We start from the raw sequence: 12227 nt of genomic DNA on the forward strand, positions 1-12227 counted from the left end.
GAGAGAGCTAAGTAATACCTCTCCCCGCTTAAATAATTATTTATTCTTCAAATTTCCAGACAGAATTTTCTGTCTTTTTTTATTATTGCGTCTCTTTTACGCTTGTTTTTTAGCTTTACAATATTTCCCCAATAAATATATTGATAGTTGTCTCGGTAAACGCTTTCGTGTAACTGATTTGTTTTTTTGTTGTCGTTCAAAATCGACACGAGCTATCCGTTTGCCTATGGCACAGCTATATCTGGCTGTGGCGTGTAGTGATTACATGCCGCTGCCTTTTTTTTATTTAAAATCCTATAAACACATTTCAAAATAATTATGATAATGAGAAAATGTTTTCTATTAATTATTGGTTTATTATCTATGGGGATCTGTCGATCTCAGGTAGGAATAAATACGAAGAATCCTCAAGGTATTTTCCATATCGATGCAAAAGCTAATACTGTAGGTACTAGTAATATCTCGGATGATATTCTTGTCGATTCGCAAGGTAATCTGGGAATTGGTACTCTTTCTCCGAAAACAAAAGTGGACGTTGTTGGTAGTTTAAGCATTACAAATTCAAATGAAAATGATAAGTATATTCTGACCTCCAATAATATTGGGGTTGGTACATGGCAAGACAATCCGGTAACGAAGGTCAATCGCATGTCGATATGTAAAGCGTCAGGAGTATTTGAAACCGTGGGTACAGCTTTGCTGCCATGTGAGGCTCCGTTTACGTTTTCGGTAAATGAATTAAATCTGACCGCAACAGATGATGGCAGAATAAAAATAGATTCGGGACTTTATCTGGTGATTGTTGACTTTGATCTTTTGGGTTTGGATGAATACGGACAAGTAATGCTTCATAAGGCGGATGACAGCTATTTTTTATCAAACATATACCGAGGGAAAATGGTTGGTCAATCGGTCTCCTTTCTGGCGGAAACTGCCGAAGAGATAAGAGTGCAAGTGGTAGCTAAAAAATATACTGCCGAAATAACCTATTTTGACTATCCGCCATTCTCTAACGTGAATTATGAGATAGAAATTAAAATCATACAACTACAATAATATTATGCCTCAAATTATGATAAAGAATGCATATTTATCTGTTCTGTTTATTCTCTTTTCGGGAGTAGTCAGTGCTCAGATAGGAATTAACACAGAATCTCCCTTAAGCTCAAGCTTACTACATATTGATGCTAAGAGAAATACCTCAGGAAGCAGTAATACAACGGATGATGTTGTGGTGTCTTCGCAGGGATATTTGGGAGTTGGAACCACTAACCCTGCATCTAACTTATCGATCAATGGAACCTTCAGAATGAATGATGGTACTCAGAGAGACGGCTATGTATTGGTTAGTAATGCCGATGGTATAGCATCTTGGCAAAGAGTGATTGTCAATAGATATGTAGTTTGGAGATTATCGGGGTCACAAGATTTTGAGGATTATGGGGTCAGTAAACCGATCTACGATCCTTTGCAAGCTACCTCAGCTTTGTTGAGAAACGAGATTGTAGGTTGCTCCGAAAGTGCAGGAGTACTCACTTTGCCCGCAGGGAGATACTTGTTTTCGGCTAATGGCGATCAGGCAATGACCGAATATGGAACGGTTGATATACTAATGGATGGTATTATCACACACTCGCTGATGGCTGTAAATTCATTGGGCGGCGGGTCGTTTATCTTTATGTTAGAAGCACCTACTAAGTTGCAACTCAATTTTACTCATATTGATGTTGACACACCTTCGTACACTAATCTTCCATTTAAAACTGGTTATAGTTATGTAACAACTATTATTCAGCTCGAAAACATTTAAAAATATTTTGTATGGTATTTCCTTTAAATTTACGAATATATATATATTCTTTTCTTATTCTTTTACCTGTTTGCTGTTATGCTCAGGTGGGAGTAAATACAATCAGCCCTATCGGTGTTTTCCACATAGATGCTCAGGGTAATACGAGTGGTGGTACAAACTTTTCGGATGATATTATTATTGATTCTAACGGTAATGTGGGGTTGGGTACTTTAACTCCTCAGGCTAGTTTTGATATTACAGGCAAGCTGAGGTTTTCCGATAATTCGACTACTGATTTTACCGATTATATTCTGGCTTCGGACCAAAACGGAAAGGCTTCGTGGAAAAACTACTTAATAGCTCTCAGATACAAAACAATAGAATGGAGGCTCGATAATGCTGCTTGGGGAGAGATAAATGCATCCTCTAATGTCTTTACCTTATCGGGTACCCCCACTCTAAAAACCGAGCTTGGGGCTTCTACAACAGCAGCGAGTCTTACTGTGCCTAAGGGCAGATATCTTATCTTTATGGCAGGCGACATAGAGAATGTAAGCGAGTATGCCGAAGTGAGGCTTCTTAGAAATGGCAACCCGATTATGAGTCCAACTTATATAAGGGCATTGTCGGCAAGTGCAACCTATGTAGAGTTTACCGCACCAGAAACCTTGAGTATAGAGTTTGAAGTGTTTAATATAAATAGAGATGAAAATACGGCAATACCTTTTCTTGATACATTACCTTTTGCTAAACCTAATCATGTTTGGGCAGAACTTGTTTTGTTAGGTCTTGATGTGGGAGGATGAGGATAGTTGTTTAATAAATAGCCAGTTAAAAGGGTGAAGTTTTTCTGAATCTTACCCTTTTAACCGTCCTTTATTAATGTCGTTATAGTGTCTCCTTAAAATAATGTGTAAGAGTGTATCGTGTTGTTTATTGTATGTTATTCTTTGTATCATAAAATATTATTCTTTATATTTGCCTCTGTGAAATAACTCTTTACAAGAATAATGACAATAAAATTAACAAACATATCTATTTGTAATAATCTAAATTTTAACTATTTAGGTTTGGATATGTGTGTTGAAATATTAGAGAGAGAGAGAGAGAGAGAGAGAGAGAGAGAGAGAGAGAGAGCTAAGTAATGCCTCCACATATTTAAGAAGCTACTTATTCTTCAAATTTTCAGGTAGAGTTTTCTGTCTTTTCTTATCATTGCGTCTTGTTTACGCACTTGTTTTCGTTTTACAATATTTCCCCAATAAATATATTGATAGTTGTCTCGGTAAACGCTTTCGTGTAACCGATTTGTTTTTTTGTTGTCGTTCAAAATCGACACGAGCTATCCGTTTATCTATGACACAACTATGTTTGGCTGTGGTGTGTAGTGATTACATGCCGCTGCCTTTTTTTTATTTACGAACCTATAAACACATCACAAAATAATTATGACAATGAGAAAATGTTTTCTGTTAATTATCAGTTTATTATCTATCGGGTTCAGTAGGGCTCAGGTAGGAATAAATACCTTATATCCCCAAGGCATATTTCACCTCGATGCTAAAGGAGATACGGGTAGTACTGGCACAAATTTTTCGGACGATGTAGTAGTTACTGCCAAAGGAAATGTGGGTATTGGTACTTTGTCTCCTTCTACGAAGCTGCAAGTAAACACCTCCGATGGTAAGCCATTTATACGTATACAAGATCCCTCGGAAGAGGTGAGCGATGGTAAATATCTGGTCTCGGACGAGAATGGTGCAGGCTCGTGGGTTCCTAAAGCTCAGTTATCGGGTAAGGTGTATCGGATGACGAGTCCGTCTGAGAAAGTAATAACATACAAAGCGGGCGAAGAATCGGCAGTTCTTTTCAATAAAATAAAAGAGGACGATGGCAGCCTCATCGAAAATACCGATGGCGGTTATATAAAAATAAATGCCGATGGTAATTATATATTCACTCTTCGTTGGTTTGGATCGGTTGGTAGCCCTCTCGTATCAGTACCCAATCTGAATGGTGTATTTTTTGAAGAGCTTCTGACTGAAGTAAAAATCAAAAAAGTAGTTGCAGGCGTTATTCAACTCGAAGATTCGGATCATGCTTTAGTAGCAGTAAACAGATCGAGAAGTTATGCAATAACGAGTCGTTATGCTTTTGCCGTTTCTCTTTTTGTTCCAGATGTAAAGAAAGGAGAGATTTATGTTCTTGTAGTAAAGCCTAGCCAAAGGTTGGGTAAAGATTGGGATATTGCTATGGGGCTGAATGCTACTCAGGGACAGTTCGATAATATTATTTACTTCCCTAGTTTAACCATATACAACATCTAAGGTTATAGCCCTGATAAGTCTTTAAGGGGAATGGTAATAAACATAAATTGTTATGACCCAAAGACATGTAATTGAATACTTTTATTTATTTAATGCTGAATGAAGATGAACAGATATTTATATCTCTTACTTTTATTTGTTTCGATAGAGTCTGTTGCTCAAATAGGTATAAACACTTCCGATGTGATGGGAGTATTTCACCTCGATGGGAAAAAAGATAATACTGTGGGAGCAATAACTCCCGCACAAGAATCTAACGATATTTTTGTTGACAATGAGGGAAACATGGGAGTGGGTACTTTAACTCCTACTGCTAGACTTCATTTAAAGTCGGACGAGCTTTATGGCGCTTTCAAGCTTAGCGATGGTACTCAAGGTTTGCAACGTGTATTACTGGGCGATGCTGATGGTAATGCCTATTGGGGTCTGATAAAAGGGCAGGGAGGGTCTATCGTAAAGATGGAATCCAAGCCAATAAATTTTCGCTACAATGTAACGGGTGTAATGCCTCTGAATGTGACGGATAATATGATAAAGATTCCCAATGAAGGGTCTTTTGCCTTTATGTTGAGATGGGTTCCCCGTTTGATGAAAGATGGGATAACTTCATGGGATGATCCTACCATGCTTTATTCTCGCTCGGTAATTATACAGTATAATCTGATGCTAAGACGAGCAGGGCAGTTAGATACTGTATTGTATTCAATAGAGTCGCGCCCCTTTATGCAGATTTTGAATTATCAGTCGTTGTTTGAGATATTTGTAGCACAAAATTTAAAGAAAGATGACAGCATTTACCTTACCGTAAAGTTAGCTAGTACGGGTGATATTGATACCAATGTATTTTTATATGTCAATCCCAATGATGTGTCGAGTGTCGAGAGTCAGATGGCAACAGAATCGGGAGCTCTAATCTTTTATAAATTATAATCTCATGAAAAAAACAGTATATTTTATAGCCCTTGCGGGTAGTCTGCTGTGTACAATATCTATATCATCGCAAATAGGGATAAAGACCGATTATCCCCGATCGTTATTTCATATTGATGCCGCTGGCGATAATGCTCAAAATTTGAGTGCTACGCTTACAGAAGCTCAGATATCTAATGATGTTGTAATGTCTTCCGACGGTAAACTTGGCATAGGTGTGTTGAATCCGCAAACAAAACTGGATATTGTAAATAACAAAGCAGTAACAGGAGTAGATAGTGGATTGAGGCTTACTCCCGGTTATGGAAGTCCCTCTATTCTGGCGTTGCAGCCCGATGGTGTAACCAATAAGTGGGAAGCAAACCCATCGTTGGGGCAGATAGGTTATTTTACGGCAACCGTAGGTCAGTCTTTTTCGTACGGAATACCTCAACGCGTGAAGTTGTCGCCTCAAAGTGGCAGCATAATCTTAACGAACGAAACAGAGATAAGAGTTCCTACCGAAGGACGGTATTTATTTACTCTAACCATAACAGGGTTGTCTGATGTTACATTTCCTGCTCTTTCGGGAATGTCTCTTTTCAGTTTATATGTTTATCTGTCAAGGAATGATACTTTGGGCGACGATCTTATAAATAATGAATATTATCCAGCCATAGGAAATGATCTGATGGATGTAATCGAATTTTATCAGGCCGTTAATCCTCCCGATTTTAGAGCCGTTACTCCAGCTTACATGTCGTTTACAACCTCCTTGTATGCAGGTTATTGTAAGCCTAGTGATTTTTTTACTATCCGATTTTCTCCTACTATTGGTTTCTCTCAAAATCCGATAACGGATGTGTTCAAAATCAATCCCGATTGTAAGATTCTAATAACCATTTATAATATCTAAATAGTACCGTCTATATCTCTGAATTTTATCTATACAGTATAATAACAAGTACGGATAAAATTCAGATTTTTATGATTACACTTTCTTTTGACGACACACAAATCAGTATTCCTCAATCGTGGAGCGACATTCGTTTAGGTGACTATGAGCGTTGGTTTCAGGTAGAGCCTAAAGATCGCTTGGAGCAAATACAATTGATAGCCAATGTATGTGGTATAGATGTAGAGTTGTTGTTGAATAACCCTACTCAGATATTTGATACAATTGTAGATATTGTAAAATTTGTATTTGAAGAGTATCATGGCGAACCTACAAATAAGGTTGATGTTGATGGGGTTGCTTACGGCGTATCATTTACCGAAGAGCTTACACTAGCCGAGTGGGTTGATATAGAGGCAGTATTTGAGTCGGATTCGCAATCGCGCTTGTCGGATATACTATCTATACTCTGCCGACCAGCGGGCGAAAGTTATGATAGTAAAGTTTCGGAAGGTCGTAAAGAATTGTTTTCTAATTTAACGATGAATGAAGCATTGCCGTTGCTCGCTTTTTTTTTGCGACAAAAAGAGAGATTTCAGAGCGTTTCGAACCTTTATTCAGAGGTAAAGCAACAGGCAAACCAATATCTCCTTCTTACTCGCAGTTTTGCAGAAAATGGGGATGGTACAAAATCGTTGCCGATTTGGCAGAGGATAAGATTCTACTTTTTGATGAAATCCTTAAAAAAACAGTTGTCGAAATTTTCGGATTCCTCCTTTATCGAGTAGATAAGGGGCAGGCTGAAGACGAGCAAGAAAAGTTTCAGGCACAAATAAGAAGATAGTTGTTGCAATTGTCTACAAGCTAAAAGCATCAGGTTTTTAAAATCGGGTGCTTTTACTGTATTGTACCTAATCGGACAAAATTATAAGCAAAAAGAGCAAGAGTAAAATAAGGGTCTGCATCTATGTTTGTACTTTAAATAAAGTTAATCTTTTACCGAGTACAATAAATATGAAGAAAGTTATAAGTATTACTTTTATGATGTATCAAATTTGTCTCTTCAGATTTGGTGGTTCTATTTATTTTGCTAACACACACACACACACACACACACACACACACACACCTCGCGTGTCAAGGTACTAAAAAGATACCATTTAGCCAAATATTTATATGGGAAAGTAGTAGATTCTTTGTCTTGCAAAGATCTCTATTTTATGTCGTTTTTTTCCTCTTTTGTCGGAGGGGAGAAACCCCTTTTTGTTTACCCGAAAATGAAATATATCAACTAAAAAAAATGAAAATATTTGAAGATCCATTCCCAATATGTAAGTAGGTCGGGGGCTATGATAACCGATCGGAGTCGTAAAAAGGTTTCAGACCTTATTTAATAAAATAACACTTTAAATCTATATCTAAAATGAAACATTCATCACACACAAAGCATTTGCGAAAAATATTCTCTCAAAGAGTATTCTTCTTGCTGTTATTGGGGTTTGTGTCTTTGGCTTCGGCTCAAGCTCAGATAACAATAAGCGGAACTGTTACTGATACTCAAAACGAACCTATGATAGGTATTAGCGTCATAGTGAAAAATTCGACCAAAGGTACTGTTACCGATCTCGATGGAAAGTACACAATATCGGTTCCCGATAGTAAATCGGTGTTGGTATTTTCTTTTATCAGCTACAAAACACAAGAAATTACGGTTGGTTCTCAGAAGGTAATAAACGTACGGCTCGAAGATGCTTCAGCAGCGCTCGACGAAGTGGTAGTTGTGGGTTATGGTACGCAGCGTAAAAGCGATTTGACGGGAGGCGTAAGTACAATATCATCCGATAAGATAGATAAAATACCCGCAGTAAGTTTAGGGCAGCGTTTGCAAGGGCAGATTGCAGGTCTTAATGTGACTACCTCCAATAATAAACCGGGTGAGGATGCTACTTTCAGAGTAAGGGGCGAGAAGTCGCTTTCGGGAGGTAATAACCCGTTGATAATTCTGGATGGTATTCCTTTCAATGGAAATATTACTGAAATAGATCAAAATAGTGTCGATAATATATCGGTCTTGAGAGATGCTTCATCTGCTGCTATTTATGGTTCGCGTGCAGCCAATGGAGTTATACTTATCACCACTAAGAAAGGTAAAGTAGGTAAACCCATTGTTCGCTACAATGGCTATATAGGATTTCAACAAGCAGAATGGTTACCCGACTTAAGAAATGGTAGCGAATATATTCAGCTATTGAAGGACTTTCGTAAAGATACCGGCGATAAAGAATGGAATAATCCAAAAGCTTGGTTACAATCGTCGTTAGTCGATAATTTTGAAAATGGAAGAGAAACCGATTGGAAGAAAGAACTGTTCAGAACAGCCATTCAACAAGAGCATCAGATAAGTTTATCGGGAGCTACCGATGCAACCAATTACTTTGTATCGCTCTCGTTATCAGATCAGGATGGTATTGTAAAATATACAGGATATAAAAAATATGCGGTAACATCTAACATTACCCAGAAAATAGGAAGCTGGCTTACTGTTGGAGCCAACATACAATTGTTGGAAAGAAACAGAGGTGGTAAAGCTCCCAATTTTGCCTATGGTTTCAGAATGTCTCCTTATGGAAATGTAAGAGACGAAAATGGCAGATATGTACGTTATCCGATGAGTCCCGAAACGATGTATTACAGCCCCTTTGCCGATCAGGATGCAATATTGGACGACGTTTCTCGCGCAGCATATACCAATGCTTTTGCAGATATAAAACTACCTGTAAAAGGACTTTCGTACCGAGCTAATTTTGGATACTCATATCGCCATCGTGAGCAGGGCAGTTACTACGGTTCTACTACTATGACGGGCGAACCTGTTGGCGGATCAGCTTCTATAACCAATACCAGTTATGGTGACTGGACTTGGGAAAACATTATTCGTTATGATAACAATTGGGGAAAACATCACCTTGATTTAACGGGATTATATAGTGCTCAGAAAACCAATACAAGTAATCAAGACTCATCGGGCGAAGGCTTCCTATCGGATGCCAATGGTTACCACAATATTGGAATGGCACAAGGCAAGAAAAACATATCTTCTACTAAAGAAGAAACTGCTCTTCTATCGTGGATGGGACGTGCAAACTACTCTTACGACAGACGTTATTTATTGACACTTACAGCTCGTCGAGATGGATATTCGGCCTTTGGAGATAACAACAAATGGGCACTTTTTCCATCGGTTGCAGGGGCTTGGGTGATAAGTGAAGAATCGTTCTTTCAGAATTGGGATTTAAAGCAATTGGAGTTCCTTAAATTCAGAATGTCGTATGGGTCTAACGGTAATCAGGCAGTAAGTGCTTATCAAACAAAAACAAAGCTGGCTCAACGTGACTATATATATGGTAATGATGCCGAATTTGCAGGAGGTTTGGTGGCAAACTTTACGAAAGGAAACCCCAATTTGAAATGGGAAACATCTTATTCGTTCAATGCAGGAGTCGATTTCAATCTCTTCGACAATCGTTTGAGTGGATCGTTTGACTATTACGATACCAGAACTAAAGATTTGTTGATGAATAGATCGGTACCCGTTATGAATGGATATACTACCATGATGGATAATGTGGGTAAGACTAAAAATACAGGTTTCGACTTAACTCTTAATTCTGTGAATATAAAAAGCGAAGGTTTTCAATGGAATTCAACCTTTGTGCTATCGGGTAACTGGAGCAAAATTGTAGCCTTGAAAGAAGATGGAAAAGACGATATTAGTAATAAATGGTTTATTGGTCAACCCATCCGTGTTTATTATGACTACAAAGTAACAGGCATCTGGCAGGAAGATGAGAGAGAAGAGGCAGCAAAATACAAAGCTATACCCGGTGATGCTAAATTGTACGATAAGGATGGCAACGGACAGATTACTGCCGACGACCGCGTGATTATCGGTTCTAAACTTCCCGTCTGGACGGCAGGTCTTACAAATACATTTATGTACAAAAATTGGTCGCTGTCGGTATTCCTTAACGGAGTATTTGATGTAACTAAAGAAAATGAAACCGTAAAATTCGAACGTCAGTTATTCAACAAGAATGTAAACTATATCAATAATATAAATTATTGGACTCCCGAAAACCGATCGAACGAATATACTCGATTGGGCTATAACGAAACCAAGCACACTTTTTATACAAGTGCCTCATTTATTAGAATTCAGGATGTAAATCTGGCTTATCAATTCCCAAAAGAAGCGATTAAAAAGATTGGTCTTGAGGCTCTAACAACTTATGTGAATGGTCGTAACTTGTTTACTTTCTCGGATGCGAAAAAATTCACAACCAACATAGAGCAAGATAAATACAGTTTAGATGCTTCGGGCTATCCTACACAGAGGGTATTTATTATAGGACTGAATGTGACTTTTTAAGACCTAACACCTTTTCTTGCAGGGGCAACGCTAAGTGTTTGTCCGAAAATGGCGACATAGAAGTCAGCCCCTGCAAATAAAAACAAAACAATGAATATTTAAATAGCAGTTTATCATGAAAAAATATATATCAAGTATTCTATTAGCTCTTGTTTTGTGCAGTGCATGCAGCGAAAGTTTTTTGGACGAAACTCCACAGAATTTCGAGAGTGCCGAGCAAACATACAAGACAACCAAAGGCTTTAATGCTGCATTGAATGGATTGCAGGCTTATTCGAGACTCGAATTTGAGACATGGAACGATAACATTGTATCGCAAGGAGCTTGTGCTTACGAGGTGTTGCAGGGTGGGTTAGACATTTGTTATATAAACAATGTGGACGGTACGTTGCAACCATTCCAAAAATATACTTTCGATGCCACCAACAGTTACATATCCAATAGATGGAAGTGGGCGTATGGCTTGATTACCAATGCCAATATGATGATAAATTATGCAGAAAAAGGCGATGTAGTTTGGAGTAAAGACACCGATAAACAATTCTTTCAAGCTAATGCCCGTTTTTTCAGAGCCTATGCCTATCGTTATTTAACCTATCTGTATGGCGATGTGCCTTGGGTAGATAAAGTAGAAGAGGAATATAGAGTAGACTTTCCAAGAACACCCAAAGCTGAGGTATTGGCTAAGATGATTGAAGATTTAGAATTTGCGGCACAATATCTGCCCGAAAATCCGAATAATGTAAAAGACGGAGAGTTAACCAAATGGGCTGCACTGCATATGTTGAGTGAGATAAGTATTTTTGCAGGCGATTATAAAAAAGCAGAAACTACGGCTTTAGAAGTAATCAATTCATCTTACTTTCAATTAATGAATACACGTTTCGGTAAAAACTCATCGCAGCCGGGCGATCCTTTTGCAGATATGTTTCTCGAAAAGAATCAGAATCGTAAAGCTGGCAACATGGAATCTATATGGGTAGTTCAGGCAGAATACAACGTGCAAGGCGGAAGCACTACTTACAATGATTGGACTCGCCGTGCATGGGTAGGAGCTTATTACAGCATCCCCGGATTTATAATATCTCAGGAGTATGGTGGTAGAGGTTTAGGACAAATACGTCCAATTCAACATTGGTTGGATAGTTATGAGGCGAAAGATATGAGAAATTCAATATACAATATTCGCCGCGAGTATGTATATAACGATCCGAAGAATACAGCATTGTTTGGAAAGAAACATACTATTACCGAGGATAATATGGATAGGGGATATGTTTTTCCTACAACTACCAAGTTTGATTATATGCCCGAAAATGACGAGACTTATAACGGAAACCAAAAAGATAAAATGAGATTCCGTTTAGCCGAAACATACCTATTGTTGGCTGAGGCGTATATTCAAGACAATCAGATAGCCAAAGCTACCGATGCCATAAACAAGGTGAGAGCCAGAGCTGGAGCTACATTGGCAACGCAAGCAGATGTAAACATAGATTATCTGTTGGATGAAAGAGTAAGAGAATTACTGGGCGAAGAAATGCGACGTTTCACATTGGTACGTACCGGAAAACTGATCGAAAGAACTAAGAAATATAACTCGAAATCGGCTTCTACCATAAAAGACCAGCATGTGTTGTGGCCAATACCACAAGGGGTGATCGACTCAAATTCGGGATTGAAATGGGAAAATAATCCGGGGTATAATTAATCAGTGAATATTATTTGATAACTATGCGTGAAAAAGTAGATATTAGGAGAAAATTAATTACTATATTTATTACTTCAAACAAGCTTTAGTTATTACAAGCAAGAATTAGATTAGATCGCTGATCTTAAAAATAGAAAAAATAAGGAGAAGTTTCAGATTTGAAT

The 12227-nt window shown here is 38.1% G+C and carries 10 protein-coding genes; all 10 read left to right on the top strand.

All coding sequences use genetic code 11. From position 1 onward, the window contains the following. Nucleotides 1-316 (top strand): hypothetical protein (locus HGC4_RS18885; protein ID WP_221406861.1); only part of this gene is annotated, 316 nt, incomplete at its 5' end. 8 nt (nucleotides 317-324) lie between these two features. Then, complete coding sequence (locus HGC4_RS03570) at nucleotides 325-1056, top strand: hypothetical protein (protein ID WP_157258096.1); 732 nt, start codon at nucleotides 325-327, stop codon at nucleotides 1054-1056. Between the two features lie 16 nt (nucleotides 1057-1072). Further along, complete coding sequence (locus tag HGC4_RS03575; RefSeq protein WP_157258099.1) at nucleotides 1073-1810, top strand: hypothetical protein; 738 nt, start codon at nucleotides 1073-1075, stop codon at nucleotides 1808-1810. Nucleotides 1811-1821: 11 nt separating this feature from the next. Next, nucleotides 1822-2598 (top strand): hypothetical protein, encoded by a 777-nt coding sequence (locus HGC4_RS03580; protein WP_050708754.1) that lies wholly within the window; start codon nucleotides 1822-1824, stop codon nucleotides 2596-2598. Between the two features lie 648 nt (nucleotides 2599-3246). Then, nucleotides 3247-4119, top strand: coding sequence for an SH3 domain-containing protein (locus HGC4_RS03585; protein ID WP_157258102.1), 873 nt, complete (start codon nucleotides 3247-3249; stop codon nucleotides 4117-4119). A gap of 105 nt (nucleotides 4120-4224) precedes the next feature. Then, nucleotides 4225-5049 carry a hypothetical protein gene (locus HGC4_RS03590; RefSeq protein ID WP_157258105.1) on the top strand — a complete coding sequence of 275 codons (825 nt, stop codon included), beginning with the start codon at nucleotides 4225-4227 and terminating at the stop codon, nucleotides 5047-5049. 4 nt (nucleotides 5050-5053) lie between these two features. After that, nucleotides 5054-5944: a hypothetical protein gene (locus tag HGC4_RS03595; protein WP_050708757.1), complete on the top strand. Its 891-nt coding sequence runs from the start codon at nucleotides 5054-5056 to the stop codon at nucleotides 5942-5944. A gap of 71 nt (nucleotides 5945-6015) precedes the next feature. Continuing rightward, nucleotides 6016-6711: a hypothetical protein gene (locus HGC4_RS03600; RefSeq protein ID WP_050708758.1), complete on the top strand. Its 696-nt coding sequence runs from the start codon at nucleotides 6016-6018 to the stop codon at nucleotides 6709-6711. 635 nt (nucleotides 6712-7346) lie between these two features. Continuing rightward, the gene (locus tag HGC4_RS03605; protein ID WP_050708759.1) at nucleotides 7347-10352 is read left to right on the top strand and encodes a SusC/RagA family TonB-linked outer membrane protein; all 3006 of its coding nucleotides are present in this window, start codon (nucleotides 7347-7349) and stop codon (nucleotides 10350-10352) included. Between the two features lie 115 nt (nucleotides 10353-10467). Beyond that, nucleotides 10468-12063: a RagB/SusD family nutrient uptake outer membrane protein gene (locus HGC4_RS03610; RefSeq protein ID WP_050708760.1), complete on the top strand. Its 1596-nt coding sequence runs from the start codon at nucleotides 10468-10470 to the stop codon at nucleotides 12061-12063. The last annotated feature ends 164 nt before the right edge of the window (nucleotides 12064-12227 follow it).

This window comes from Dysgonomonas sp. HGC4 (genome assembly GCF_001261715.1).
In the GTDB taxonomy this organism is placed as follows: Bacteria; Bacteroidota; Bacteroidia; order Bacteroidales; family Dysgonomonadaceae; genus Dysgonomonas_A.

Coding starts and splice junctions, on each gene's coding strand:
- HGC4_RS03570 (WP_157258096.1), top strand. CDS start 325: ATGAGAAAATGTTTTCTATTAATTATTGGTTTATTATCTATGGGGATC.
- HGC4_RS03575 (WP_157258099.1), top strand. CDS start 1,073: ATGATAAAGAATGCATATTTATCTGTTCTGTTTATTCTCTTTTCGGGA.
- HGC4_RS03580 (WP_050708754.1), top strand. CDS start 1,822: ATGGTATTTCCTTTAAATTTACGAATATATATATATTCTTTTCTTATT.
- HGC4_RS03585 (WP_157258102.1), top strand. CDS start 3,247: ATGAGAAAATGTTTTCTGTTAATTATCAGTTTATTATCTATCGGGTTC.
- HGC4_RS03590 (WP_157258105.1), top strand. CDS start 4,225: ATGAACAGATATTTATATCTCTTACTTTTATTTGTTTCGATAGAGTCT.
- HGC4_RS03595 (WP_050708757.1), top strand. CDS start 5,054: ATGAAAAAAACAGTATATTTTATAGCCCTTGCGGGTAGTCTGCTGTGT.
- HGC4_RS03600 (WP_050708758.1), top strand. CDS start 6,016: ATGATTACACTTTCTTTTGACGACACACAAATCAGTATTCCTCAATCG.
- HGC4_RS03605 (WP_050708759.1), top strand. CDS start 7,347: ATGAAACATTCATCACACACAAAGCATTTGCGAAAAATATTCTCTCAA.
- HGC4_RS03610 (WP_050708760.1), top strand. CDS start 10,468: ATGAAAAAATATATATCAAGTATTCTATTAGCTCTTGTTTTGTGCAGT.